The following is a 26467-nucleotide window of genomic DNA, read 5'->3' on the forward strand; positions in this document are numbered from 1 at the left end:
TGGTCGGGCCGGCCCGCTCCACGCCGGTAAGGTGCCTCTCCCGTGGGACGCACCGGGCGCATCGGGTTCGTGCCGCCCCGCTACGGCGACGAGGTGGTGGGCGGCGCCGAGGCGGTGGTGACCGAGCTGGCCCAGGGCCTGGCAGGCCGGGGCTGGGACGTCGAGATCCTCACCACCTGCGCCCGCGACCACTTCACGTGGGCCAACGAGTACCCGCCCGGGGTGGCCGCCACCCCCGACGGCGTCACCGTGCGGCGCTTCCCCACGGTCGTCGACACGCCCCGCGCCGAGCGGGCCGCCATCCACCACGCCATCCTCACCGGCGCGCCGGTCGACATCACGATGCAGCAGCGGTGGATGAACGACGACCTGCGGGTGCCCGAGCTGTTCCACCACCTCCTCGACCACAGCGACGGCTACCGGGCCCTCGTGTTCGCCCCCTACCTGTTCTGGACCACGTTCGCCTGCGGCCAGGTCGCCCCGAGCCGCACGATCCTGATGCCCTGCCTCCACGACGAGCCGGAGGCTCGCCTCGAGCTGTTCCGCCCGCTGTTCTCGGGCAGCGCCGGGCTGTGGTTCCTGGCCGACCCCGAGCGCGACCTGGCCGAGGCGATCCACCCGCTGCTGCCTCCCCGCGAGGTCGTCGGTGCCGGCATCACGGTGCCCACCGCGTACGACCCCGAGGGGTTCCGGCGTCGCCACGGGGTCGAGGGGCGGTTCCTGCTCTACGCCGGCCGCCGGGAGGGCGCCAAGAACTGGGAGGTGCTGCTCGACGCCTTCGCCCGGGCCACCGAGCGCCACCGGCTGCCCTTCTCGCTGGTCACCATGGGCACGGGCGACGTGCACCCGCCCGCGGCCATCGCCGACCGGGTCGTCGACCTCGGGTTCGTCAGCGAGGCCGAGCGCAACGACGCCTTCGCGGCGGCCGACGCCTACCTGCAGCCGAGCGCGTACGAGAGCTTCTCCCGCACCGTGATGGAGGCGTGGCTGGCCGGCACGCCGGTGATCGCCAACGCGGCCTCGGCGGTGGTGCGGTGGCACTGCGAGCGCTCCGGCGCGGGTCTCGTGTACGACGACGAGGCCGAGCTGGAGCAGTGCCTGCGCTTCGTGGCCGACGCGCCCGACGCGGCGCGCCGGCTGGCCGAGCCCGGGCGGGCCTACGTGCTCGAGCACTACGACATGGGGGCGGTGCTCGACCGGGTCGAGGCCACCCTCGACGCCTGGCTCCCCGCGGGCGAGGGCTGAGCCGTGCGGATCCTCATGGTCACGCCCTACGCCCCGAACCGCGACGGCATCGCCAACTACGCGGTGCAGCACGTGAAGCGGCTGCGGGCCGAGGGCCACGACGTCGAGGTGCTGTCGCCGGGCCCGTCGGCCGCGCACCACCACCTCGACCTGAAGGGGCGCCGGGGGCCGCTGGCGCTGGCCAAGCGGGTGCGGGCGTACGACCGGCTGATCGTGCAGTGGCACCCCGACGTCTTCTACCCGTACCCGGCCACCGCCCGCGAGCTCACGGAGGTGACGGCCGGCCTGCTCGTGTGCTTCCGGGGCGCGAAGGCGGTCGAGGTCCGGGCCCACGAGGTGAACCGCGAGCTGGGCCAGCGGCGCGACCCCGCCGGGGCCCTCGCCCGGGCCATGTGGCGGTCGGTCGACCGGATCGTCGTCCACACCGACACCGAGCGCGACGAGCTGGCCCGGGCCTACCGGCTCGACCCGGCGCGGATCGAGGTCGTCGAGCACGGTGGGCACTTCGAGCGGCGGACGGGGCTGACGCAGGCCGACGCCCGTCGCCGGCTCGGCCTGCCCCAGCGCGGCCACCGCTTCCTCGCCATCGGCTTCGTCCAGCCCCACAAGGGCTTCGACCGGGCGGTGCGGGCCTTCCGCGGTCTCGACCGCCTGGGCGCCGCCCTCGACGTGGTCGGGTCGGTCCGGGTCGAGGAGCCCGAGTACCTCGCCCACCTGGAGGAGCTGCGCGACCTGGTCGCGGCCACGCCGGGCACCGCCCTGCACGAGGCCTACGTGAGCGACGAGGCCTTCGACGCCTGGATCGTCGCCGCGGACACCGTCGTGCTGCCGTACCGGTTCATCTGGTCGTCGGGCGTGATGGAGCGGGCCCGGCTCTACGGCCGGCCCGTCGTGGCCACCCGCGTGGGCGGGCTGGCCGACCAGGCGCCGCCGGGCACCACGCTCGTCGACGACGACGAGCAGCTGCGCGCCGCGCTGTGGGCGGCCGTCGGGGCCACCCCCGACGAGCCGCTGCCGACGGCCGCGGTCGAGTCGGCTCCCTGGCCGGCCGGTGCCGACCACGACACCCTCCAGGCCGAGGTGCGTCGCCGGGCCCGGGCCGAGCGTGCCGCCGAGGACGACGTGGCCGGCGCCGGCGCCGTCCCCGCCGTCGACGGCGAGGCGCTCCTCGGGGTCGGGGTGGCGACCCGCGGCGCCGACCGGCGGGCCGCCAACCTGCGGCGGGTGCCGCCCCTCGGGCTGCCGCGCGCGGTGTCGGCCCGGCCCGGCGCCAGCGGCGCCAAGCGGTGGGTGCGGCGCCTCACCGCCTGGCAGATCGATCCGCTCGTCACCCAGCTCAACCGGCTCCGCGACGCCGCCATCGCCGACCTCGAGGAGGGTGGCTCACCCCCGGGCGGCTCCGGCCGATAGGATCCCGGACTCAGGGGCGGCGGGCGTCCGGATCCGGTCCGGCGGGCCGCCCCTGTGCGCGTGCCGCCGCCTCATCCCTCGGAGGACGCGCAGGTGACCAGACGCACCAAGCCCCAGCCCCGGGTGGTGGCCGCGCTGCTCGCCCTGGCCGCGCTGACCCCGGTCCTGGCCGTCGCCGTGGCGCCGGCGCCGGCGTCGGCGAGCGAGGTGCCGGTGACCGGCGACCTGGTCGTGTACGGGCGGGGCTGGGGCCACGGCCGGGGCATGGGGCAGTACGGCGCCTACGGCTACGCCGTCGACGACGGCTGGTCGTACCAGCAGATCCTCGACCACTACTACGGCGGCACGACCCTCGGCACGGTGCCCGTCGATCGCCAGGTGCGCGTCCGGCTCACCGCCTTCGACGGCGAGGCCCTGATCGTGGCGTCGGGCTCCGGGCGGCTCACGACGTCGGCCGACGACGGGCTGGCCGGTGGACGCCAGCCCCGCCGCGCCCTCTACGTCGAGCGGGTCGGCCCCGGCCGGTTCCAGGTGTACGACGGCCCCGGGTGCGCCGGGCCGTGGACCCCGCGACCCGCGGTCGTGCAGGCGACCCGGGTCGACGTGCTCCCGCCGGCGTCGAACGACAACCCCGACGACATGCTCCAGCTGTGCGACGGCCCCACCACCCGCTGGTACCGGGGCTCGGTCGCGATCCTCGAGTCCGACGGCACCACCCGCGTGGTCAACGCGGTGCCCGTCGAGCAGTACCTGCGCAGCAGCGTGACCCGCGAGGTGCCGGCGGGGTGGGTCGACGCGGGCGGTGGCCGGGGGGCCGAGGCCGTGAAGGCCCAGGCGGTGGCGGCCCGCTCGTACGCCCTCGGGTCCAACCGCTACGCCTACGCCGACGTGTGCGACTCGGGCGCGTGCCAGTCGTACGCCGGCTTCGCCCGCAGCACGAACGGCGGCGTCCGCCAGCTCAACGAGGACCCTCGCATCGACGGGGCGATCCGGGCCACCGCCGGCAAGGTGCGGCTCCGCAACGGCGTGCCGGTGGCCACCGAGTACTCGTCGTCGACCGGCGGGTACACCGCCGGCGGGGTCTTCCCGGCGGTGCCCGACGCGGGCGACGACACCACCGCCAACCCCAACCGGACCTGGACGGCGACGATCGACGACGCCGTCATCGAGGCCCGCTACCAGCGGGGCGACCTGCGGGCCGTGGAGATCCTCGCCCGCAACGGCCTCGGTGCCGAGGGGGGCCGGGTGACCCGGTTGCGGCTGGTGTTCGGCGGGGGCGCCGTCGAGGTGACCGGCGCCGACTTCCGGGCCGCCGTCGGCCTCAAGTCCGACTGGTTCTCGCTCGAGCCCGTCGCCGGAGCGGGCTCCGCCGGCGGGGCCGCGCCTCCGGCCGCCGGCCCGGCACCGCCGGCGACCCCGTCCGGCCCCGGCGCCGGCGCCGGCTACGTGCTCGACGGCTTCGGGGGCCTCCACGCCTTCGGCGGGGCCCCCGCCCCCGTCCCGTCGGCCTACATCGCCGGTTGGGACGTGTTCTGGCGGCTCGCGGTGCGCCCCGACGGCGCCGGCTACGTGCTCGACGGCTTCGGGCGCCTCCACCCCTTCGGCACGGCGCGCACGCCGGCGCCGCCCCGCCCCCCCGGCGGCACCACGCTCAGCTCGCCGCTGGCCCGCGACGTCGTGCTGCTGGCCGGCGACCCGGGGGCCGGCTACGTGCTCGACGCCTTCGGGGGCCTCCACCCCTTCGGCGGCGCGCCGGCCGCCTCGGGTGGGCCGTCGTGGCCGGGCTGGGACGTGGCCCGCCGCGTGGCCCTGAACCCGTCGGGGACCGGTGGGTACGTGCTCGACGCCTTCGGGGGCCTCCACCCCTTCGCCGTGGGTGCCGCGGCGCGCCCGGCCCGCCCGGCCTCGTCGGCCTACTGGCCGGGCTGGGACGTGGCCCGCGACCTGGTGCTCGTGGGCGAGGGTCGCGGCTACGTGTTCGACGCCTTCGGTGGGGTCCACGCCATCGGGGGGGCCGCCCCGGTCGCCGGCGGCGGGTACCGGACCATGACGGAGTTCACGGCCGGCGCCGCCGCCCTGGCCGACGGCTCGGCGCTGTACGCCGACCGCTTCGGCGGGCTCTACCGGGCCCCGGCCTCGGCCGCGGCGCCGACGCCCGGCGCCACGTGGCCCGGGTTCCCGATCGCCCGCGACGTGGCCCTCGTGCCCGGCGCGGGCTGACGTCCGGGAGCGCGGCCACACTGGGGGCGGTGCGCCGACCCCGCCTCCGCCTCGCCGCCGGCCTGGGCGCCTCGTTGGCCCTCGTGGCCGCTGCCGGGGCGGCCGGCCCCGCCCGCCCCGCCGGCGCGGACGGCGGCGAGGAGCCGCTCCGCCGGGTGGTGGTCACGTTCGAGCGGCCGGCCGCCCCGGCCGATCTGGCCGCCGACGTCCGCCGGGCGGGGGGCGAGCCCCTCCGCTGGGTCGATCCGCGCCGGGTGGCCGTGCTGGTCACGCCGGCGGAGGAGGCCGCCCTGCGCGCCGATCCGGCGGTGGGGTCGGTCACCGCCGATCGCCGGGTCGTCGCGAGCCCCGTGGTGCGGGTCTCGGGCACGCCGGTCGACGGCCGCTGGGGCCTCGTGGCCGTCGACGGCCCGCGGGCCTGGGGCGTCACCGCCGGCCGGCCCACCGTGGCCCTGGCCGTGCTCGACGGTGGCGTCGACCCCACCCTGCCCGCGCTGGTCGGGAGGGTGGACGTGCTCCGCGGCTGCCGGGCGACCAACAGCCGCACCCTCGACGACGTCCAGGGCCACGGCACCGCGGTGGCCGCGGTGGCCGCGGCCGGGTGGGGCGACCCGTCGGGCGTGGCCGGACTGGCGCCGGGTGTGCGGGTGCTCTCCTGCAAGGTGCTCGACGACCTCGGCCGAGGCTGGAGCTCCGACGTGGCGGCCGGCCTCCGAGTGGCGGTGGACGCCGGGGCGGCCGTGATCAACATGTCGTTCAACGGCCCCGACGACGACCCGGTGCTGGCCGCGGCGGTCGCCGACGCTCGGGCCCGGGGCGTGGTGCTGGTGGCCGCGGCCGGCAACACCGTCGGCGACGTGCCGCAGTACCCGGCGGCCCATCCCGGGGTGGTCGCGGTGGGTGCCGCCGACCGCGACGGCTCCCTGCTGTGGTTCTCGGCCCGGGGGGCGTGGGTCGACGTGCTGGCCCCGGGGCGCGACGTGCTGGTGCCCGAGCCGGGGGGAGGCCTGGCGCTGGCGTCGGGCACGTCGGTGGCCGCGCCGTTCGTGGCCGGGGCGGCCGCCCTCGTCCGCTCCTGGGCGGCGGCGCTGCCCGCGGCCGTGGTCGCCGGTCTGCTGGGCGACGGGGCCGCCCGGCCGGCCGGCGTGCCGCCCGAGCTGCTGAGCGCCGGCGACGCCGTGCGGTTCCCGTACCCGGGGATGGCCGCGTGTCCCCGCACGGTGCGGGGCCTGCTGCTCCTCGCCGACGGCTCCCTCGTCGCCGTCGGGGGTGCCCCCGACCCGGGCCCCGGCGGCGCCGCTGCCCGGTGGCCGGGGGAGGACCGGGCCCGGGGGCTGGCCCTGGCGCCGGGTGGTGCCGCTGGCTGGGTGCTCGACGCCGGCGGCGCGGTCGACGCCTTCGGCGGGGCGCCGCCGGCGTCGCCGGTCGGGGGTCTGCCGGCGGGCGACGTCGCCCGCGGCCTGGTCGCCCGGCCCGACGGCGCCGGCCTGTACCTCCTCACCGCCGACGGGGCGGTGCGGGGCGTGGGGCTCGGCGGTGCGCCCGCCCCGCAGGCTCCCCGGCCCGACCCGATCTGGCCCGGCCTCGACGTGGCCCGCGACCTCGCCCTCGCCCCGGGGAGCGCCACCGCCGGATGGGTCCTGGCGGCCGACGGGTCGCTGACCCCGTTCGGGGGGGCGCCACCGCTCGTCCCGTCCGGTGCGCTGGGCGGGGCCCGCCGGGCCGTCCGGCTGGTCGTCGACCCGGGCGGCCGCGGGGTGTGGGTGCTCGACACCACCGGGAGGCTGCACCCTCGCCGGCCCGAGGGTGGGTCCGCCGGGCTGCCCCGGCTGGCGGCCTCGTCGGTCCCGGTGGGTGGGGCCAGGGGGGCGGTCGTGGGGGCGGACGGGTCGGGTGCGGTGGTCACCGCGGCCGGTGCCGAGGTCGTGCTCGAGGGCCCGCTGTGCGGCGGGGCGCCGCGGTGGGGCGGCGACGTGGTGCGAGCGGTCGTGGCCGTGCCCTGACGGGCGGGCCCTAGGATGCCCTGTCCGTCGCTCCGGATCCTGAGGTGACCATGCCCCGAGCCCTCATCACCGGCATCACCGGCCAGGACGGCCGCTACCTCTCCGAGCACCTGCACCAGCAGGGCTACGAGGTGTTCGGCCTGATCAAGGGCCAGAACAACCCCAAGGCCGAGCTCGTCACCGAGGAGCTCCCCTGGGTCGAGCTGGTGAGCGGCGACCTGGCCGACCTCCCGTCGCTGGTGGCTGCGCTCGAGTACACCCAGCCCGACGAGATCTACAACCTGGCCGCGGTGTCGTTCGTCGCCCTGTCGTTCGTGCAGCCCGAGCTCACCGCCAACATCACCGGCCTGGGCGTGCTGCGCGTGTTGGAGGCCATGCGGATGGTGGGCGGACGGGGCACCCCCATGCGCTTCTACCAGGCCAGCTCCAGCGAGATGTTCGGGAAGGTGCGCGAGACCCCCCAGACCGAGCTCACGGCCTTCCACCCCCGCAGCCCCTACGGCGCGGCCAAGGTGTTCGGCCACGACATCACGGTGAACTACCGGGAGTCCTACGGGCTGTTCGCCTGCAGCGGGATCCTCTTCAACCACGAGTCCGAGCGTCGTGGCCTCGAGTTCGTCACGCGCAAGATCACCAACGCGGTCGCCCGGATCAAGCTGGGCCTCCAGAGCGAGCTGGTGCTCGGCAACCTCGACTCCAAGCGCGACTGGGGCTTCGCGGGCGACTACGTGCGGGCCATGTGGCTGATGCTCCAGCAGGACGAGCCCGACGACTACGTCGTGGCCACCGGGCAGACGCACTCGGTGAAGGAGTTCCTCGAGCTCGCGTTCGCGGCCGCCGACATCGACGACCCGTACCGGTACGTGCGCACCGACGACCGCTTCCTGCGGCCGGCAGAGGTCGACCTGCTGGTGGGCGACTCGACGAAGGCGCGCACCGAGCTGGGCTGGAGGCCGACCGTCGACTTCCCGGGTCTCGTGCGTCGCATGGTCGAGAGCGACCTGGCGATCGAGGCCCGCAAGGCCGCCCAGCGGGGGGTCTGAGGCCGCGTTCCGGGGCCGCACGCGGAAGACGGGCCCTCGGGGGGAAGGGCCCGTCTCCGGGCCGGCTGTGCCGGCTCGTCCGCCCGGCCGGGGGGATGGCGGGCGGAGGTGGTGCGGCCGCCGGCCGCCTCCGGGGGGCAGCCGACGGTCGCTGTGATCCTCAGGCGGCCTTGTCGACCCCGCCCTTGTCGACCCCGCCCTTGGCGACGTACCCGGTGAGGCGCTCACGGGCGTCCTTGGCGGCGGCCCGGCTCTGCTTCATGAGCTCGCCGGCCTGCTCGGGGAGCCGGCCCTCGACCTCGTCGAGCAGGGCCTCGAGGCGCTCCTCGAGCAGCTTCATGCGCTCCTCGAGGGTCTTCTGGGTGGTCTCGAACTGCTCGCGGGACTCGCCGAAGGTGGCCTCCAGGCGCTTCTGCAGCTCGACCCGCTCGACCTGGAGGCGCTGGGCGACGATGACGCCGAACCCGATCGCCACGTAGACGGCGTCCTTCAGGTACTTCGTGATGTCCTCGGGCTTGAACTCCGGCATCGCTGCTTCCTCCGTGCTGGGGCTCCCTGCCCCGCTGTCATGCTTGCAAGTGTAAGCACTCTGCATCACATGTGCAAGCGTTTCGCTCGCGTCCGCGAGCGCGGCCCGGCCCGAGCGGTGCACCGTCGGGTCGGGACCCGGGCACTAGCCTGCGTCCTTCGTGGATCCCGCACCGTCGACGGCCCCGCCGGTCGTCGCCGTCGTCGTCACCAAGGATCCAGGGCCCTGGTTCGAGGAGGTCCTGGCCAGTCTGGCCGCCCAGGACTACCCGAACCTGTCGGTGCTGGTGCTCGATGCCGGCAGCACCGACGACCCGACGCCGTCGATCGCCCAGGTGCTGCCGGCGGCCTACGTGCGCCGGCTGGGTGACGACCAGGGTTTCGGGTGGGCCGCCAACCACGCCCTGGCCCTGGTGGAGGGGGCGGCCTTCTACTGCCTGTGCCACGACGACGTGGCGCTCGACCCCGCGGCCGTGCGCCTGCTCGTGGAGGAGGCCTTCCGGTCGAACGCCGGGGTGGTGGCGCCCAAGGTCGTGACCTGGGACGACCCCGAGGTGCTGCTCTCAGTGGGGATGGCGGTGGACAAGACCGGCGTGCCGTCGCCGTACGCCGAGCCCGGCGACCTCGATCAGTCGCAGTACGACCAGGTGCGAGACGCCTTCTTCGCGCCCGGCTCCGTCACCCTGATCCGGGCCGACCTGTTCGCCACGCTGGGCGGCTACGACCCCGACATCACCTACCTGGGTGACGACGTCGACCTGTGCTGGCGGGCCCACGTGGCCGGCGCCCGCGTGGTGGTCTCGCCGTCGGCCCGGGTGCGGCATCGCCAGGAGCTGCCCGAGCGCCGCCCGCACGACGACCTGCGCCGGCTGGCCGCCCGCCACCGGCTCCGGACCACCCTCACCTGCTACTCGGCGTTCCACCTGCTCCGCGTGCTCCCGCAGGCGGCGGTGCTGGCGCTGGTCGAGGTGGTCTACGCGGCGCTGCTCGGCCGGGGCGCACAGGCCAAGGCGGTCGCGGCCGCGTGGCCCTGGAACCTGCGGCGCCTCGGCACCGTGCTCCGTCGCCGGCGGGCGCTGCGGCGCCTCCGCCAGACGCCCGACCGCGAGGTCCGCCAGCTCCAGGTGAAGGGGTTCGTGCCGGTGGCCGCGGTGCTGCGCGGCCAGGGCAGCGAGGAGGAGCGCGGCGGGATCACCAGCGCGAGCCGGTCGATCGCCCGCGCCCTCGCCCCCGGGCCGCGCCGGCTCTCCCTGCTGGCCTGGGGTGCGGTGGCGCTGGTGCTGCTGGTCGGGTCGCGGCACCTCCTGAGTCGCGGGTTGCCATCCGTGTCGGGCTTCGCACCCTTCCCCGGTGGTCCCGGTCCGCTGCTGCGCGAGTTCCTGTCGGGCTGGCGCCTGTCGGGGCTGGGCTCGGAGCGGCCCGCCCCCACGGCCTACGGGATGCTCGGCCTGGGCGGGCTGGCCACGTTCGGCGCCATGGGCCTGCTGCAGCAGCTCGTGGTGCTCGGGATGCTCCCCGTCGGGCTGATCGGTGCCTGGCGGCTGCTCGCCGCCACCGGGTCGCGGCGGGCGCGCGTCGCCGCCCTCGTCGTGTACGCCGCCGTCCCGCTGCCCTACAACGCCATCGCCACCGGGCAGTGGGGTGGCCTCGTGCTCTACGGCGCGTCGCCGTGGATCCTCGGGGCGCTGGCCCGGGCCACCGAGCTGGTGCCGTGGGGGCGGCGCGCCGAGCCGGCCCCGACCGCCTCGTTCCCCCGCCAGGCCCTCGCCCTGGGCCTCGTCATCGCGCTGGCCGGCACCGTGGTCCCCTTCGTCGTCGTGCTGGTGCCCCTGGTCGCGGTGGGTCTGCTGGCGGGCTCGCTGCTCGTCGGCGGGGTGGGCCGCACGGCGCGCGCCCTCGGCCTGGCGTTGGCCGCATCGGCGGTGGCCGCGCTGCTCCACGTGCCCTGGACCCTCGACTTCCTGCTGCCCGGCCGCTCGTGGGCGGCCTTCGGTGGCATCCCGGCCGCCGGGAGCACGCCCGACCTGGCCCAGCTGCTCCGCTTCGAGACCGGGCCGCTGGGCGCAGCCCCGCTCGGCTGGGCCTTCCTGATCGTCGGTGCGCTGCCGCTGGTGGTCGGCTCCGAGTGGCGCCGCGCCTGGGCGGCCCGAGCGTGGGGCGTGGCGTTGCTGTCGTGGGGCCTGGCGTGGGCGGCCGCGCGGGGGTGGGTGCCGGTGGGCCTGCCCCCCGCCGACGTGCTGCTGGCCCCCGCGGCCGCCGGCCTTGCCCTGGCCGCCGGGCTCGGGCTGGCCGCCTTCGAGATCGACCTGCCCGGCCATCGGTTCGGCTGGCGCCAGGCCGCGCTGGTCGTGGCGGGGGTGGCTGCGGTGGTGGGCGTGCTGCCGGTGCTCGGTGCGTCCGTCGACGGCCGTTGGGACGCGCCGCGCTCCGACTTCGACCGCTCGCTCGCCTTCCTCGACGACGAGGCCGACCAGGGCGGCTTCCGGGTGCTGTGGGTCGGGGACCCGGCCGTGCTGCCGCTGGCCGGCTGGCGTCTGGCCGACGGCCTCGCCTTCGCCACCTCGCGCGACGGTACCCCGGGCATCGACGACGAGTGGCAGGGGAGCGAGCAGCCGGCCACCACCCTGCTGGCCGACGCGCTGGCGCTGGCCGCCGAGGGCGACACCGCCCGCTTCGGGCGGTTGGTCGCCCCGATGGGCGTCCGCTACGTCATCGTCCCCACGCGGGCGGCGCCCGAGCTCACCGGGATGCCGGTGCACCCGGTGCCGGCGGCGCTGTCGGTGGGTCTGGCCTCGCAGCTCGACCTCGAGCAGATCCCCATCGACGGCGCCCTCACCCTGTACGAGAACCTGGCCTGGGCGCCGTCCCGGGCGCTGCTCCCGCCCGACACCGCCGCGGTGGCGGCGTCCGACGACTGGACCGCGGCGGCCGGCGTCGACCTGGCCGGGTCCGAGCCGGTGCTGCTCGACCAGCCGGGGCCGGCCCGCTACCAGGGCGACGTGCCGGCCGGCGAGGTGCTGGTGGCCGAGGCCTCGTCGTCGCGCTGGGCGCTGCGAGCGGGCGGGGTGGGCGCGCCTCGGGCCGAGGCCTTCGGGTGGGCCAACCGGTTCACGGTGGCCGAGGGTGCCGAGGGATCGCTGCAGTTCCGCACCCCGCCGTGGCGCTACCTGGCGTTGCTGGTGCAGATCGGGCTCTGGGTCGCGGCCGTTGTGCTGGTGATCCGGGCTCGCCGCCGGGAGGTGGTTCGGTGAGCCGCCGCCGCAGGCGCGGGCAGGGCACGCCGGAGCCCGAGGTCACGCCCGTGGACGAGTTCCCGCCCGAGGACACCTCGATCGGGGCCGAGCCGGACGAGCCGGACGCGCCGGCCGAGCCGGCCGAGCCGGACGCCCCCCCGGACGCCCCGGCCGAGCCGGACGCCCCGGCCGAGCCGGACGTGCCGGCCCAGCCGCCGTCGGCCGAGGAGCGGGCCGCGGCCGAGGCCGAGGAGCTGGCCCGCATCCCCGAGCCCGACTGGGGCACGTCGCTGCCGGACGAGCCGGCCGCCGAGCCCGAGCCCGACGCCGGGCCGGGACCCGTGGGGGTGCAGGTCCACGACCTGGGCGACGAGATCGAGCCGCAGGTCGAACCGGCACCCAGGCCGCGGCGCACCCCCCGCGAGCGCCGCTCCCGGCGGGTCCCGGTGGTGGCCGTGGTGGCCGCGCTGCTCGCGGCCGGTCTCTGGGTCGACCGGGGCGCCTCCGACCCCGCCCCCGCCTCGTTCGGCCGCGACGTCCCCTACGTGATGCCCACGGCCGCACCGGCCGGCGCCCTGTCGTCCACGTGGTACTGCCCCCTGCTGCCGGCGGGGGGCGACGGCGTGGCCGACGCGTCGGTGGTCGCGGCCAACCCGACCGCCGAGGAGTCGACGGGCTCGCTCACCGTCTACCCCGTGGGCGGGGGCGACCCGGTGACGACGCCGCTGGTCGTGCCGGCGGCCGGCCGGGCCTCGATCCGCATCGCCGACGTGCTGGCAGCGCCCCTCGCGGCGGCGACGGTCGAGCTGAGCGGCGGCGAGGTCGTGGTCGAGCAGGTGGCGCTCGGCGCCAGCGGCTTCGACGCGTCCCCGTGCTCGTCGGCGGCGTCGCCCGACTGGTACCTCGCCGCCGGCACCACCACGCGCGACACCCGCCAGGTGATCACCCTGTTCAACCCCTTCCCCGACGACGCCGTGGCCGACCTGTCGTTCGCCACCAACGAGGGTCCCTTCGCGCCCCAGGAGCTGCAGGGCTTCGTCGTGCCGGGACGCAGCCTCGTCGCCGTCGACCTCACCGAGCAGGTCCGGCGGCGCACCCACGTGTCCACGGCCGTCCGGGGCCGCACCGGCCGGCTGGTGGTGGGGCGCTACCAGGTGTTCGACGGGAGCCAGGGCGTGGGTGGCCTGGCGGTGGGCCTCGGCGCGCCCCGCCCCGCGGAGACCTGGTACTTCCCCGGCGGCTTCAAGGCCGAGGGCGTGGTCGATCGGTACCAGGTGTACAACCCGGGCGACCGCGAGGCCGCCGTCGACGTCGAGCTCACCCTCGACGAAGGGGGCGCGGAGCCGTTCGAGCTCACGCTCCCTCCCGACTCGTACACCACCGTCGATGTCGGCGCCGACGAGCGGGTGCCGCCGGCCATGGGCTACGCCGTCACGGTCCGCTCGGTCAACGACGTGCCCGTGGTGGTCGAGCGGGTGGCGCACGGGGTGGCCGGGAGCGGCCGTGAGGGCACCCAGATCGTGCTGGGCTCCCCGCTCGGCGCCGAGCGGTGGGTGCTCGCCGCGGGCGGGGCCGGCCCCACCCTCGACGAGGTGCTCGTGCTGTACAACCCCGTCGGGCCGGCCGTGCAGGTGTCGGTCTCCGCGCTCGACGGCGAGGGCGAGCCCACCCTCGTGCCGGGGTTGGAGGCCGTCGAGGTGCCCGTGGCCGGGCGGGTCGAGATCCGCCTGGCCGACACCGTCCAGGCCGAGCAGCTGTCCCTGCTCGTCGAGGCCAGCGGACCGGTCGTGGTCGAGCGCCGCCTGGCCGTCCCCGGCGGGGGCGACACGGCCGACTCGATGGGGGTGCCCCTCTCGTGACCGACCCGACGTCCGTCCAGCCGTGCCTCTCGGTCGTGATGCCCTGCTACAACGAGGTCGCCACCGTGCGGGAGGTGGCCCAGCGGGTGCTGGCGTCGCCGTACACCGCCGAGCTGGTCGTCGTCGACGACGGCTCCACCGACGGCACGCTCGACCAGCTGCGCTCGCTCGCCGATCCACGGCTCCGCCTGCGCCGGCAGCCCTCGAACCAGGGCAAGGGCGCCGCGCTGCGGCGAGGCTTCGCCGAGGCGACCGCCCCCTTCGTGGTGGTGCAGGACGCCGACCTCGAGTACGACCCGGTCGACTACCCCCAGCTCCTCGAGCCGCTCCTCGACGGCCGCGCCGACGTGGTGTACGGCTCGCGGTTCATGGCCGGCCGGCCGCACCGCGTCCTGTACTTCTGGCACTCGGTCGGCAACAGGTTCCTGACGACTGTGTCGAACATGTTCACCAACCTGAACCTCACCGACATGGAGACCTGCTACAAGGCGTTCCGGCGCGAGGTGCTGCACGGCTTCACCATCGAAGAGGACCGGTTCGGGTTCGAGCCCGAGATCACCGCGAAGGTCGCGCGCGGCGGGTGGCGGGTGTACGAGGTCGGCATCTCCTACTCGGGCCGCACGTACGAAGAGGGCAAGAAGATCGGCTGGCGTGACGGGGTGCGCGCGCTCTTCTGCATCGTCCGGTACTCGGGGCTCGGCCAGCGCCTGGCCCGGGCGCGGCGCGGGCGCTAGGGGGGAGCCGCCGTGGAGCGCCTCGTCCTCGCGGCCGCGCTCGTCGTGGTGGCCGTCGTCGTGGCCGCGCTGCTCCGGCGACGCGCCGCCACCGCCCCCACCCGGCCACGCGAGTGGCCGGTGCCGAGCCGGGTCGACCGGGCCGACTTCGCCAGGCCCGAGGCCCCCTGGCTGGTGGCCGTGTTCTCGTCGGCCACCTGCCAGTCGTGCGCCGACACCGTCCGGAAGGCGACGGTGCTCGAGAGCGGCGAGGTGGTGGTGGCCGACGTGGAGGCGGGCACGCACCCCGAGATCCACCGCCGCTACGGGATCGAGGCCGTGCCCCTCGTCGTCGTGGCCGACGCGGACGGGGTGGTGCGGGCCAGCTTCGTGGGCCCGCCGACGGCCACCGACCTGTGGGCCGCGGTGGCCGAGGTGCGCGAGCCGGGATCGACCCCCGAGTCCCAGTGCGACCGCAGCGACCGGGGGGGCGCCCCGCCGGTTCGGTGACCAGGCCGCTCAGTCGTCGGTGGGGACCGCGACCGGCGCCCGCTCGGCCTCGCCGTCGGTGGGTGGCGGAGTGGCGAGCGCGCCGGCGAGGTCGGACGCCACCGGCGGCGGGGTGCTGCTCCCGGGCTCGCTCTCGACCAGGCCCTGCTGCACCAGGTGGGACACCTCGGCCCCCTCGACGGTCTCCCGCTCGAGCAGCGCCTCGGCCAGCAGGTCGAGCCCTCGCCGGTGCTTGGTGAGCAGCTGGCGGGCCCGCTCCTCCTGGGTGCGGAGGATGCGCTCGACCTCCTCGTCGATCACCCGGGCGGTCTCGTCCGAGTAGTCGCGGGTGTGGACCAGGTCCTCGCCGAGGAACACCTGGCCCTGCGAGCCCCAGGCCATCGGGCCGACCCGATCGCTCATGCCCCACTCGCGCACCATCTTGCGGGCCAGCTCGGTGTTGACGACGAGGTCGTTGTTGGCTCCGGTCGACATGTGCCCGAACACCAGCTCCTCGGCGACCCGGCCACCGAGGCGGACGCACAGCGAGTCGTCGATGTAGTCCTTGGTGTGCAGGTGGCGCTCCTCGGGCAGCTGCTGGGTGACGCCGAGGGCCAGCCCGGTGGGGAGGATCGTCACCTTGTGGAGCGGGTCGGCGTGGGGGAGCACCGCGGCCAGCACGGCATGACCGCCCTCGTGGTAGGCGACGACGCGCTTCTCCTCGTTGGAGAGCACCATCGACTCGCGCCGGGCGCCCATCATCACGCGGTCGCGCGCCGACTCGAAGTCGATCCGCTCGATCACCATCGACCCGCGCCGCACCGCGAACAGGGCGGCCTCGTTGACGAGGTTGGCCAGATCGGCACCGCTCATGCCGGGCGTGCCCCGGGCCATGAGGTCGAGGTCGACGTCGCCACCCAGCTTCATGTCGCGCGAGTGGACCTTGAGGATGGCCAGCCGCTCGTCGACCTCGGGGAGCGGGACGACCACCTGGCGGTCGAACCGACCCGGGCGGAGCAGCGCGGGGTCGAGGATGTCGGGCCGGTTGGTCGCGGCCATCATCACGATGCCCTCGGTGGCCTCGAAGCCGTCCATCTCGGCGAGCATCTGGTTGAGGGTCTGCTCGCGCTCGTCGTGGCCGCCCCCCAGCCCGGCCCCGCGCTTGCGGCCGATCGAGTCGATCTCGTCGACGAAGATGATCGCCCGGCCCATCTTGCGGGCGTTCTGGAACAGGTCGCGGACCCGGGCTGCGCCCACGCCGACGAACATCTCCATGAAGTCGGAGCCGGTGACCGACAGGAAGGCCACGCCGGCCTCGCCGGCCACCGCCCGGGCGATGAGGGTCTTGCCGGTGCCCGGCGGGCCGACCAGCAGCACACCCTTGGGGATGCGGGCGCCGATCTCGCGGAAGCGCTCGGGCGACTTGAGGAAGTCGACGACCTCGCGGATCTCCTGCTTCACGCCCTCGTACCCGGCGACGTCGGCGAAGGTGGTGGCGGGGCGCTCGGTGGTGTACGTCTTCGCCTTCGTCTTGCCGATCGACATCACCCCGGTCATCTGCCCGGCCGCCCGCCGCTGCATCCACACGAAGAACAGGATGAGCAGGCCCACGGGGAGCAGGAGGGGCAGGAGGCTGGCCAGGAGGCTCGGCTCGCTGGGCGCCTCGAAGGTGACGTCGACGTCCTCCTCGCGGAGCAGGGCGAGGTCGTCCTCCGGGAGGGGCACCTGGCCGGTGGTGCGGAACTCGCCACCGTCGGCGAACGTGCCCGAGATCTCGCCGGAGGAGTTGCTGACCTTGATGGACTCGACGTCGCCGTCGCGCACGCTCTCGAGGAACTGGCTGTAGGTGACCTGCTCGCTGGGGGTGCTCCGCCGGAGCAGGCTCGGGAGGAGCAGCGAGCCGACCAGCAGGCCGAGCAGCACCCAGATCGTCCACTTGGGCCAGCCCTGACCTGCGCGGCCGTTGCGCGCCGGGGGCTTCTGCCCTTCGCGCGGGGGAGGCGGGGGGGGCGAGCTGCTCATGCGCACCATGCTACGGGCAGCCTGTGGCAGAACGTCCGCACCCGTCCGGCCATCCGCCGCCGGCTCGCCGGTGGCCGGTACCGTGGCCGCCGATGAGCCGGCACTGCTCCAAGCCCGGGTGCAGCACCCCCGCTGCGGCCACGCTCCGCTACGACTACTCCCGTCGGCGAGTGTGGCTCGATCCGCTCGCCCCCGAGCCCGACCGGGCGTCGCACGACCTGTGTGCCGGCCACGCCGACGCCCTCGGCGTGCCGGTGGGCTGGAGCCTGCACGACCGGCGGGAGCACCTCGTCGAGGTGCGCGAGCTCTTCGCCAGCTGACGCACCCGCCCGCCACCGGGCGGCGCCCGGTCCGCCGGTAGCCTCGCAGCCGTGGAGCCCCAGCCCGCCGCCCCCGTCACCCGGCCCTGGGGCATCCGCGACGCCGTGCTCGGCCTGGTCGCCGGCTTCGTGCTGTCGAACCTGGTCGGAGGCATCGTGCTGGCCGCGGGCGGCTACCTCTCGGAGGGGGCCGGCGATCCGCCGCTGTGGCTCGTGGCCCTGCTGCAGATCCCGCTGTGGGTCGGGCTGGGTGGCGCCGTGGCGCTGGCCGTACGCCGCAGCGGCGGCACCCTCGGGTCGCAGCTCGGCTTCACCATGGAGCGCCGCGACGCCCCCATCGGCCTGGGGATCGGCGTGCTCACCCAGCTGGTGGTCGTGCCGCTCCTCTACGTCCCCATCCTCTGGGCCTTCGACATCGACCCCGGTGAGGTGTCCGCACCGGCGCGCGCCCTCACCGACCGGGCCGAGGGCATCGGCATCCTCGTGCTCGCGCTCGTCGTGGTGGTGGGCGCCCCGATCGTCGAGGAGCTCTTCTTCCGCGGCCTGCTCCTGCGCTCGGTCGAGCAGCGGTACGGGCCCGCCTGGGGCCTGTGGGTGTCGTCGGTCGTGTTCGGGCTGTTCCACTTCCAGCTGCTGCAGCTGCCGGCGCTCGTGCTGTTCGGTGTGGTGGCAGGCCTCCTCACGCAGCGAACCGGCCGGCTGGGCCCGGCGATCTGGGCCCACGCGGGCTTCAACGCCGTCACCGTGATCGTGCTCGTCGCCATCGGTTGAGCTGCGGCGTGGCCGGGCGCGCCGTCGCCGGCTGACCACCGACGACGAGGGTCGCGGTGCCAGGATGTGGCCCGCATGGACGCCGCCGTCGACGCCCCGCCCGCGCCGCTCGGCGCCGCGGCCCCGGCCGAAGCCGACCGGGGCGGTGGCGCCGACGCGCCCGAGGAGCTCGGCACCCCGCCCGGCACCCCGCCCGGCACCGACGGCGGCGGCCCGCCCCCGGGGCTGGTCGACCGCCTGGTCGCGCGGGCCAGGCGCGTGCCCGTCGAGGGGTGGATCACCGGCGCGGTGGTGACGGCCTGCGTCGTGTTCACCGTGCTGCAGCTCTCGCCGGAGCTGTTGCTGGCGAACACCACCCCGGCCGGTGGCGACATGGGCGCCCACGTCTGGGGCCCCGCCTACCTGCGCGACCACCTGCTGCCTCACGGCCGTGTCACCGGCTGGACGCCCGACTGGTACGCCGGCTTCCCCGCGTACACCTTCTACATGGTCGTGCCGTCGCTGGTCATCGTGGCCCTCGACGTGCTGCTGCCCTACGGCGTCGCGTTCAAGCTCGTCACGGTGCTCGGGGTGCTCACCCTGCCCGTCAGCGCGTGGGCGTTCGGGCGGCTCACCCGGATGCGCTTCCCGGCGCCCGCCCTCCTCGCGGTGGCCACCGTGCCCTTCCTGTTCGACCGGGGGTTCACGATCTACGGCGGCAACATCCCGTCGACCCTGGCCGGCGAGTTCGCCTTCTCCATCAGCCTGTCGCTCGCCCTGCTGGCCCTGGGCGTGGTGTCCCGTGGCCTCGAGACCGGGCGCTACCGGGCGTGGGCGGCGCTGCTGCTCGCCCTCACGGCCCTCTGCCACCTGATACCCGCCGGCTTCGCGCTGGCCGGGTCGGTGGTGCTGGTCCTCATGCACCCCGGGAAGGCGCAGCTGAGGTGGGCGCTCACGGTGGCGCCGGTGGCGGCCGCGCTGACGGCCTTCTGGACGCTCCCGTTCTTCTACCGCCACGCGTACCTGAACGACATGGGGTGGGAGAAGCTCACCGACTACACCGACCAGCTCTTCCGGCCCGACCACTACTGGCTGCTCGGCCTGGCCGTGGTGGGCGCCCTCTTCGCGGTGGCCACCCGCCAGCGCTCGGGCGTGTTCCTCGTGCTCCTCGCGGCGGTGTTCGGCGTGGCCTTCGTGGTCATGCCGCAGCACCGGCTGTGGAACGCCCGGCTCCTCCCGTTCTGGTACCTGCTGCTGTACCTGCTCGCCGGCTTCGGGCTCGCCGAGCTGGGCCGGGCCCTGGCACGCGGGCTGGCGGTGGAGGCCGGCCGGTCGCTCCGGTTCGTCGAGCGGGCCACGCCGATCGTCGGCCTCCTGGCCATGCTGGCCGTGGTGGGCTTCCCGCTGCGCGTGCTCCCCGGCGGCCACGAGGTCGTCCGCCAGACGGCCGACGGCACCGAGCAGGTGTACCGCTGGCTGTTCTTCGAGACGACCGACTCGAGCTTCGTCCCGGGCTGGGCGAACTGGAACTACTCGGGCTACGAGCGCAAGGACGCGTACCCCGAGTACTACGGCATCGTCTCGACGATGGCCGGGATCGGCGAGGAGCAGGGCTGCGGTCGGGCCATGTGGGAGCACGCCAACACCCTCGATCGCTACGGCACCCCGATGGCGCTGATGCTGCTGCCGTTCTGGACCGACGGCTGCATCGGGTCGATGGAGGGCCTGTACTTCGAGTCCTCGGCCACCACCCCGTACCACTTCCTCAACCAGTCGGAGCTGTCGCAGGCGCCGTCGCGCGCCATGCGCGACCTGCCCTACGGCCCGCTCGACGTGAACCTGGGCGTGCAGCACCTGCAGCTGCTCGGCGTGCGCTACTACCTGGCGTTCTCGCCGGAGGCGATCGAGCAGGCGAGGGAGAGCCCCGACCTGGTGGAGATCGGCGGGTCGCCCCCGTGGGTGGTCTTCGAGGTGCAGGACGCCCCGCTGGTCGAGGCGCTCACGTGCGAGCCGGCGGTGCTGACCGGGCTGGCCTCCACCGGCGGGCGGGCCTGGCTCGACGTCGCGACCGACTGGTACCTGGACCCGTCACGGTGGGACGTGCCCCTCGCCCAGTCGGGTCCGGCCGCCTGGCCGCGGACGACGGCCGACGAGCAGCCCCCCTGCCGGCCCGTCGGCGACGCCGCGGTGTCCGACCTCACCGTCGGCGACGACCGGATCTCGTTCCGGGTCGACCAGGTGGGCGTGCCGATCCTGGTGAAGGCCTCCTACTTCCCGAACTGGCAGGTGTCGGGGGCCGACGGGCCCTACCGAGTCACCCCGAACCTGATGGTGGTGGTGCCGACCAGCGAGGAGGTCTCGCTCCGCTACGGCTGGACCCCCGTCGACTGGCTGGCCGGGCTGCTGACCCTCCTCGGCGTGGCCGGGCTCGTGCTGCTGGCCAGGCGCCCGCCGGTGCCGGTCCCCGAGGCACCGGCCGAGGCGACGGCCGGGCCGCCGCCGGGTCCGCCCCCGGATCCGCCCCATGCGGGGCCCCCGCCGGGTCCGCCGCCGGCAGGGCCGCCGCCGGGCGCACCCCCGCCCGAGTGAGCGCCGCCCGGGGTTCCCGCCCGGCCGGTCGGGCCCTCGCCCTGCTCGTCTCTGTGCTCGTGCTCGGCGGCGTGGTGGTGAGGCTGCGGGGCCGGCGGGCTCGCCGCGCCGACCTCCGGCGTGAGCAGCACCGGCGAGGCCTGCGGCCCGTGGCGCCGGGCGACGTGCGCCTGAGCGTGGTGGTCCCGGCGTTCCGCGAGGCCGAGCGCATCGGCGGCACCGTGCCGCGCCTGCGGGCCGCGCTGGCCGCGGTGGCCGAGCACGGCGGGCTCGAGATCGTCGTGGTCGACGACGGCTCCGACGACGGCACCGCGTCGGTGGCGCGCTCGGCCGGCGCCGACCTGGTGCTCGTGCACGAGCGGAACCGGGGCAAGGGGGCGAGCGTCCGCGACGGCGTGCTGGCCGCCCGGGGGCGCACGATCGCCTTCACCGACGCCGACCTCTCGTACCCGCCCGAGCAGATCGCCCGGCTCCTGGAGCGGGTGGAGGACGGCTGGGACGTCGTGGTGGGCAGTCGCCGTCACGACGACACCACCACCCTGGTGCAGGCCGGACCGTTGCGGGAGCTCAGCAGCCGGGTGTTCAACCTGCTGACCGCCTCGGTGCTGCTGGGCCGCTACGCCGACACCCAGTGCGGCATCAAGGCGTTCCGGTCGGACGTGGCGCGGGCGCTGTTCTCCCGCGGGCGTCTCGACGGGTTCGCCTTCGACGTCGAGCTGTTCCACCTGGTCGAGCGGTACCACCTGTCGCTCGCCGAGGAGCCGGTGACCGTGGCCAACACCCGCCGGTCGACGGTGCGGGTGGTCCGCGACGCGGCTCGCATGGTGCGCGACCTGTTCCGCGTCCGTCGCTGGTCGCTCGAGGGCGCGTACGACGACGACCTCGACGGCGCCCTGAGCCGGCTGGCGCCGGCCGCCCGGGCCTCCGAGGGCGGCGGGCCGGGCCGCGGGCGCCTCGCGGCCAGCCGGTAGGGTTCGGGCAGATGGCTGCCGACTTCCACCGCGTCTTCAAAGCGTACGACGTCCGGGGCCTGGTGCCCGAGGAGCTCACGCCCGACATGTGCCGGGCCATCGGGGCGGCCTTCGCCCGGTTCGCGGGCGCGACCCGCGTGCTGGTGGCGCGCGACATGCGGGAGTCGGGGGTGGAGCTGGCCGGGGCCTTCGCCGACGGCGCGCTCGGGCAGGGCGTCGACGTCGTCGACCTCGGCCTGGCGTCGACCGACCTCCTCTACTTCGCGGCCGGCAGCCTCGACGCCCCGGGTGCGGTGTTCACGGCGTCGCACAACCCGGCGCAGTACAACGGCATCAAGCTCTGCCTCAGCGGCGCCCGCCCCGTCGGGCAGGACACGGGCCTGGCCGAGATCCGAGCCATGGCCTCCGCCGGGCTGGCTCCCGCGCCGCAGCGGGGCCACCGCACGGCTCAGGACGTGCTCGACGCCTTCGCCGAGCACGTGCGCTCCTTCGTCGACCGGTCGGTCCTCGTCCCCCTCAAGGTGGTGGCCGACACCGCCAACGGCATGGGCGGCCTGATCGTGCCCAAGGTGTTCGAGGGCCTTCCCTTCGAGCTGGAGGTGCTGTACCCGGAGCTCGACGGCACGTTCCCGAACCACCCGGCCGACCCGATCCAGCCCGAGAACCAGGCCGACCTCCGGGCCCGCGTGCTCGAGACGGGTGCCGACATCGGGCTCGCCTTCGACGGCGACGCCGACCGGTGCTTCATGGTCGACGAGCAGGGCCGTGGCCTGTCGGGCTCGCTCACCACCGCCCTGGTCGCCCAGGGGGTGCTGGCCAAGAACCCCGGATCCACGGTGGTGCACAACCTGATCTGCTCGAAGGCCGTGCCCGACGTGATCAGGGAGTGCGGGGGCACGCCGGTGCGCACCCGCGTCGGGCACTCCTTCATCAAGCAGGTGATGGCCGAGACCGGCGCCGCCTTCGGCGGCGAGCACTCCGGCCACTACTACTTCCGCGACAACTACCGGGCCGACTCGGGGATCATCGCCGCCCTGCTCGTGCTCGAGCAGATGTGCCTGGCGGGCGAGCCGCTCTCCACGCTGCGGGTGCCGCTCGAGCGCTACGCCGACTCCGGCGAGATCAACACGCGCGTCGACGACCCGCTCGCCGTCATCGACGCGGTGGCCGGGCTGTACGCCGACCACGACCAGGACCGCCTCGACGGCCTCACCGTCGACCTGGGCGACTGGTGGTTCAACCTCCGGCCCTCGAACACCGAGCCGCTCCTGCGGCTCAACCTCGAGGCCGCCACGTCGGAGGACTGCGACCGCCACGTGCGCGAGGTGCTCGCCGCGATCAGCGGCGGCGGATGAGCTGACCCCACCACAGGAGGACGGAGCCATGGCGCTCGACCCGATGCTGCTCGAGATCCTGGCGTGCCCCGAGGACAAGGGGCCGCTGCTGTACTTCGCCGACGAGCAGAGCCTCTACAACCCGCGCCTGAGGCGCCGCTACGCCATCCGAGACGACATCCCCATCATGCTCGTCGACGAGGCCGAGACGGTCAGCGACGAGGAGCACGCCCGGCTGGTGGCCAAGGCCGAGGCCGAGGGCATCCATCCCACCTTCGAGGAGGAGGCAGGGGCGTGACGGATCGGGTCGAGCGCCTCGACACCCTCGGGATGTACGAGGCGGCCGCGGCGTTCCCCGAGCAGGTGGCGGAGGCCGCCGAGAACGGCCGCCGGATCGGCGACTTCCTCGACGGCGACGACGTCACGAACGTCGTGGTGCTGGGCATGGGTGGTAGCGGGATCGCCGGCGACCTGCTGGCCGCGGCGGCCGGCCCCTTCCTCTCGGTGCCCGTGGTGGTGGTGAAGGAGTACGAGCTCCCCGGCTTCGTGGGCGAGGGCTCGCTGGTGTTCGCGCTGTCGTTCTCGGGCAACACCGACGAGACCATCGAGGCCGCCACCGAGGCCGCCAGCCAGGGCGCACGGGTGGTCGCCGTGTGCCGGGGCGGCGAGCTGGGCCGGCTGGCCGAGACCTGGGCCGCCCCCCACGTGCCCATCCCCGACGGCATCCCGATGCCGCGCGCCGGCCTGGGCGCCCTGGCCATCCCGCCCATGATCGTCCTCGAGGACGCCGGGCTGTTCCCGGGGGCCAGCGAGTGGATCCGGGAGGCGGTCGTGCAGCTGCGGCGCCGGCGCGACGAGCTGATCGCCGACGCCAACCCCGCTCGCGACCTGGCTCGTCGGCTGCAGCGCACGTTCCCCCTCGTGTACGGCGCGGGGGCGCTCGGCCACGTGGCCGCCCTCCGGTGGAAGAACCAGATCAACGAGAACCCGAAGTCGCCGGCGTTCCTCAACCGCTACCCCGAGCTGTGCCACAACGAGGTGGCGGGGTGGGCGCAGAGCGGCGACGTCACCCGCCAGGTGTTCAGCGTGGTGAACCTCCGCCACGACCACGAGCACCCGTCGATCGGCCGGCGCGTCGAGCTGGTGGGCTCGTTGGTAGAGGAGGTCGTGGCCCGGATCGAGGAGGTCCACGCCGAGGGGGAGGGGCAGCTCGCGCAGGTGCTCGACCTGGTCCTGTTCGGCGACTTCGTCAGCCTGCACCTGGCCTTCCAGGAGGAGGTCGACCCCGGCCCCATCCCCGCGCTCGACTTCATCAAGGCCGCGCTCAACGAGTGACGCCGGGGGCCGGTCGCCCCGGCGGGGTCGGGAACCCGGTCCGGCGGCGTAGGATGGCGGACGGCCGACGTCGCCTGGAGCCCAGGGCGGCGCCCCGGCCGGGCTGACGTGACGGGGAGCCAGCTGGCCCCAGCCCACCTCTCCCGACCAGGGCAGCGACCTGCGGAGGTCCCTCCATGTCCAGCACCGCGACCGAGGCCGCGCCGGCCTCGACCGTTCCCCTCGGCGACTTCAAGGTCGCCGACCTCTCCCTGGCCGAGTTCGGCCGCAAGGAGATCACCCTCGCCGAGCACGAGATGCCCGGCCTGATGGCTCCGTGCCGAGTACGCCGGCCAGCGGCCCCTCGCCGGGGCCCGGATCACCGGCTCGCTCCACATGACCGTGCAGACGGCCGTGCTGATCGAGACGCTCGTGGCCCTCGGCGCCGAGGTGCGGTGGGCCAGCTGCAACATCTTCTCCACCCAGGACCACGCCGCCGCCGCGGCGGTGGTGGGCCCCGGCGGCACGGTCGACGCGCCGGCCGGGGTGCCGGTCTTCGCCTGGAAGGGCGAGACGCTCGAGGAGTACTGGTGGTGCACCGACCGGGCGCTGGCCTGGCCCGACGGTGGGCCCAACATGATCCTCGACGACGGCGGCGACGCCACCCTGCTCGTCCACCGGGGCGTCGAGTTCGAGCGGGCCGGTGACGTGCCCGACCCGTCGACGGCCGACTCGGAGGAGTACGCGGTGGTGCTCGGCCTGCTGGGCCGGGTGCTCGCCGACGACCCGGGCCGGTGGGGGCGGACGGCCCACGAGATCCGGGGCGTCACCGAGGAGACCACCACCGGCGTGCACCGGCTCTACCAGATGCACGCCGCCGGCACCCTGCTGTTCCCGGCCATCAACGTCAACGACTCGGTCACCAAGTCGAAGTTCGACAACCTCTACGGCTGCCGGCACTCGCTGATCGACGGCATCAACCGCGCCACCGACGTGATGATCGGCGGCAAGACCGCCGTGGTGTGCGGCTACGGCGACGTGGGCAAGGGCTGCGCCCAGTCGCTGCGCGGCCAGGGTGCGCGGGTGATCGTGACCGAGATCGACCCGATCTGCGCCCTGCAGGCGGCCATGGAGGGCTACCAGGTCCTCACCCTCGCCGACGTCGTCGAGACCGCCGACCTCTTCATCACGGCCACCGGCAACCGCAACGTGATCACCGTCGACGACATGGCCCGGATGAAGCACCAGGCGATCGTGGGCAACATCGGCCACTTCGACAACGAGATCGACATGGCGGGCCTGGCCCGGCGGCCCGGCATCGTGCGCACCACCATCAAGCCCCAGGTCGACCTGTGGACGTTCCCCGACGGCCACGGCGTGCTGGTGCTGGCCGAGGGCCGCCTGCTCAACCTGGGCTGCGCCACCGGCCACCCGAGCTTCGTGATGTCGAGCAGCTTCACCAACCAGGTGATGGCCCAGATCGAGCTGTTCAACCACCACGACTTCTACGAGCCCCGGGTGTACACGCTGCCCAAGCACCTCGACGAGAAGGTGGCCCGGCTGCACCTCGAGCACCTGGGCGCCAGGCTCACGGTGATGACCGACGAGCAGGCCGCCTACCTGGGGGTGCCGGCCGAGGGTCCCTTCAAGCCCGACCACTACCGGTACTGACCGCCGGCGCCGGCGCCGGGATCGGCTCGAGGGGCGGCAGCGAGAGCCGGCCGAGGCTCAGCTGCACCAGCGGGCCGATCCCGAAGGCGGTGAGCACGGTGCCCAGGCCGACGGCACCGCCGAGGAGGAACCCGGCGCCGAGCACCGTGACCTCGATCGCGGTGCGCACGGACCACACCGGGTGGCCGCGACGCACGATGGCCGTCATCAGCCCGTCGCGGGGCCCCGCGCCCAGCCCCGAGCCGATGTAGAGGCCCGATCCGGCCGCGATGAGCCCGAGGCCGAGCAGGAGGGCCGTCACCTTGGGGGTCGGCCCGTGCAGCCCGGGCAGGAGCGCGAGGGCGGCGTCGATGACGAGGCCGACGATCACGGCGTTGAGGATCGTGCCGAGCCCGACTCGCTCCCTCAGGGGAACCCAGAGGGCCAGGACAACCACCCCCACCAGGATCGAGGTCCAGCCGATGGGCAGGCCGGTGCGCTCGGCGACGCCCTGGTGGAGGACGTCCCACGGTCCCAGGCCGAGATCGGCCCGGACGGTGAGGGCGATGCCGACCCCCATCAGCACCAGCCCGAGCACGAGGCGCGGGACGCGGCGCCAGAGCTCGGCGGCGGGGGGGATCGGGTGCACCGCCGGCGAGGGTATCGGTTGCGCCGGGCGCCTCCGATCCGTCGTCGGCGCGACGCGAACGCGCGCCACCCCGTCTGCGGCGCGCCGAGGCCCCCTCGGACGTCGAGAGCGCGAGGCAGAGCCGA

At 75.2% G+C, this 26467-nt stretch carries 19 protein-coding genes and 1 pseudogene; 17 read left to right on the top strand and 3 right to left on the bottom strand.

The window, feature by feature from the left end; translation table 11 throughout:
- Positions 1-42: 42 nt before the first annotated feature.
- The 5 genes from IPM45_15105 to IPM45_15125 all read left to right on the top strand — a co-directional run bounded on the left by IPM45_15105 (position 43) and on the right by IPM45_15125 (position 7921).
- Positions 43-1245, top strand: a complete 1203-nt coding sequence (locus IPM45_15105) for a glycosyltransferase family 4 protein (GenBank protein ID MBK9180867.1) — start codon at positions 43-45, stop codon at positions 1243-1245.
- A 3-nt stretch (positions 1246-1248) separates the two neighbouring features.
- Complete coding sequence (locus IPM45_15110; GenBank protein MBK9180868.1) at positions 1249-2655, top strand: glycosyltransferase family 4 protein; 1407 nt, start codon at positions 1249-1251, stop codon at positions 2653-2655.
- 93 nt (positions 2656-2748) lie between these two features.
- The gene (locus IPM45_15115; GenBank protein MBK9180869.1) at positions 2749-4875 is read left to right on the top strand and encodes a hypothetical protein; all 2127 of its coding nucleotides are present in this window, start codon (positions 2749-2751) and stop codon (positions 4873-4875) included.
- A 29-nt stretch (positions 4876-4904) separates the two neighbouring features.
- The gene (locus tag IPM45_15120) at positions 4905-6878 is read left to right on the top strand and encodes a S8 family serine peptidase (GenBank protein MBK9180870.1); all 1974 of its coding nucleotides are present in this window, start codon (positions 4905-4907) and stop codon (positions 6876-6878) included.
- Between the two features lie 50 nt (positions 6879-6928).
- Complete coding sequence (locus tag IPM45_15125; protein MBK9180871.1) at positions 6929-7921, top strand: GDP-mannose 4,6-dehydratase; 993 nt, start codon at positions 6929-6931, stop codon at positions 7919-7921.
- 160 nt (positions 7922-8081) lie between these two features.
- Here IPM45_15125 and IPM45_15130 read toward each other — a convergent pair whose 3' ends face one another.
- On the bottom strand, positions 8082-8450 hold the full coding sequence (locus IPM45_15130) for a hypothetical protein (GenBank protein ID MBK9180872.1): 369 nt from the start codon (positions 8448-8450) through the stop codon (positions 8082-8084).
- A gap of 160 nt (positions 8451-8610) precedes the next feature.
- Between IPM45_15130 and IPM45_15135 the strand changes: the two genes are divergently transcribed.
- From IPM45_15135 to IPM45_15150, 4 genes are read left to right on the top strand one after another with little or no spacing between them, the layout of a single operon-like run.
- Entirely contained in the window at positions 8611-11700 is a 3090-nt protein-coding gene (locus tag IPM45_15135) for a glycosyltransferase family 2 protein (GenBank protein ID MBK9180873.1), read from the top strand.
- Positions 11697-13541 carry a hypothetical protein gene (locus tag IPM45_15140; GenBank protein ID MBK9180874.1) on the top strand — a complete coding sequence of 615 codons (1845 nt, stop codon included), beginning with the start codon at positions 11697-11699 and terminating at the stop codon, positions 13539-13541. The genes IPM45_15135 and IPM45_15140 overlap by 4 nt, the downstream gene beginning before the upstream one ends.
- Before the next feature lie 38 nt (positions 13542-13579).
- Positions 13580-14275 (top strand): glycosyltransferase family 2 protein, encoded by a 696-nt coding sequence (locus IPM45_15145; GenBank protein ID MBK9180875.1) that lies wholly within the window; start codon positions 13580-13582, stop codon positions 14273-14275.
- Between the two features lie 12 nt (positions 14276-14287).
- Positions 14288-14764 carry a hypothetical protein gene (locus tag IPM45_15150; protein MBK9180876.1) on the top strand — a complete coding sequence of 159 codons (477 nt, stop codon included), beginning with the start codon at positions 14288-14290 and terminating at the stop codon, positions 14762-14764.
- A gap of 9 nt (positions 14765-14773) precedes the next feature.
- Here the strand turns inward: IPM45_15150 and ftsH are convergent, their stop codons facing one another.
- Positions 14774-16774 carry an ATP-dependent zinc metalloprotease FtsH gene (gene ftsH / locus IPM45_15155; GenBank protein MBK9180877.1) on the bottom strand — a complete coding sequence of 667 codons (2001 nt, stop codon included), beginning with the start codon at positions 16772-16774 and terminating at the stop codon, positions 14774-14776.
- 83 nt (positions 16775-16857) lie between these two features.
- Between ftsH and IPM45_15160 the strand changes: the two genes are divergently transcribed.
- From IPM45_15160 to IPM45_15195, 8 genes and pseudogenes are all read left to right on the top strand, one after another.
- Positions 16858-17085, top strand: a complete 228-nt coding sequence (locus IPM45_15160; protein MBK9180878.1) for a DUF3499 family protein — start codon at positions 16858-16860, stop codon at positions 17083-17085.
- 51 nt (positions 17086-17136) lie between these two features.
- Positions 17137-17856, top strand: coding sequence for a CPBP family intramembrane metalloprotease (locus tag IPM45_15165; GenBank protein ID MBK9180879.1), 720 nt, complete (start codon positions 17137-17139; stop codon positions 17854-17856).
- A 75-nt stretch (positions 17857-17931) separates the two neighbouring features.
- Positions 17932-20424, top strand: a complete 2493-nt coding sequence (locus IPM45_15170; GenBank protein ID MBK9180880.1) for a hypothetical protein — start codon at positions 17932-17934, stop codon at positions 20422-20424.
- On the top strand, positions 20421-21395 hold the full coding sequence (locus tag IPM45_15175) for a glycosyltransferase (protein MBK9180881.1): 975 nt from the start codon (positions 20421-20423) through the stop codon (positions 21393-21395). Before IPM45_15170 ends, IPM45_15175 begins: the two co-directional genes overlap by 4 nt.
- Positions 21396-21406: 11 nt before the next feature.
- A complete protein-coding gene (locus IPM45_15180) occupies positions 21407-22750 on the top strand; it encodes a phosphomannomutase/phosphoglucomutase (GenBank protein MBK9180882.1) in 1344 nt (447 codons plus the stop codon).
- Positions 22751-22778: 28 nt separating this feature from the next.
- Positions 22779-23027 carry a Trm112 family protein gene (locus tag IPM45_15185; GenBank protein MBK9180883.1) on the top strand — a complete coding sequence of 83 codons (249 nt, stop codon included), beginning with the start codon at positions 22779-22781 and terminating at the stop codon, positions 23025-23027.
- Positions 23024-24064, top strand: a complete 1041-nt coding sequence (locus IPM45_15190) for a bifunctional phosphoglucose/phosphomannose isomerase (GenBank protein ID MBK9180884.1) — start codon at positions 23024-23026, stop codon at positions 24062-24064. The genes IPM45_15185 and IPM45_15190 overlap by 4 nt, the downstream gene beginning before the upstream one ends.
- 176 nt (positions 24065-24240) lie before the next feature.
- Positions 24241-25714 (top strand): annotated as a pseudogene (locus IPM45_15195) (adenosylhomocysteinase).
- Here IPM45_15195 and IPM45_15200 read toward each other — a convergent pair.
- On the bottom strand, positions 25689-26342 hold the full coding sequence (locus IPM45_15200; protein MBK9180885.1) for a hypothetical protein: 654 nt from the start codon (positions 26340-26342) through the stop codon (positions 25689-25691). The pseudogene IPM45_15195 and the gene IPM45_15200 overlap by 26 nt on opposite strands.
- Between the last annotated feature and the right edge of the window lie 125 nt (positions 26343-26467).

The organism is Acidimicrobiales bacterium (genome assembly GCA_016716005.1).
Lineage (GTDB): Bacteria > Actinomycetota > Acidimicrobiia > Acidimicrobiales > JADJXE01 > JADJXE01.

Bases quoted from the DNA above. Each gene is read 5' to 3' on its own strand.
- IPM45_15125 (MBK9180871.1), top strand. From the start codon at position 6,929: ATGCCCCGAGCCCTCATCACCGGCATCACCGGCCAGGACGGCCGCTAC.
- IPM45_15130 (MBK9180872.1), bottom strand. From the start codon at position 8,450: ATGCCGGAGTTCAAGCCCGAGGACATCACGAAGTACCTGAAGGACGCC.
- IPM45_15145 (MBK9180875.1), top strand. From the start codon at position 13,580: ATGCCCTGCTACAACGAGGTCGCCACCGTGCGGGAGGTGGCCCAGCGG.
- ftsH (MBK9180877.1), bottom strand. From the start codon at position 16,774: ATGGTGCGCATGAGCAGCTCGCCCCCCCCGCCTCCCCCGCGCGAAGGG.
- IPM45_15160 (MBK9180878.1), top strand. From the start codon at position 16,858: ATGAGCCGGCACTGCTCCAAGCCCGGGTGCAGCACCCCCGCTGCGGCC.
- IPM45_15170 (MBK9180880.1), top strand. From the start codon at position 17,932: ATGGACGCCGCCGTCGACGCCCCGCCCGCGCCGCTCGGCGCCGCGGCC.
- IPM45_15180 (MBK9180882.1), top strand. From the start codon at position 21,407: ATGGCTGCCGACTTCCACCGCGTCTTCAAAGCGTACGACGTCCGGGGC.
- IPM45_15185 (MBK9180883.1), top strand. From the start codon at position 22,779: ATGGCGCTCGACCCGATGCTGCTCGAGATCCTGGCGTGCCCCGAGGAC.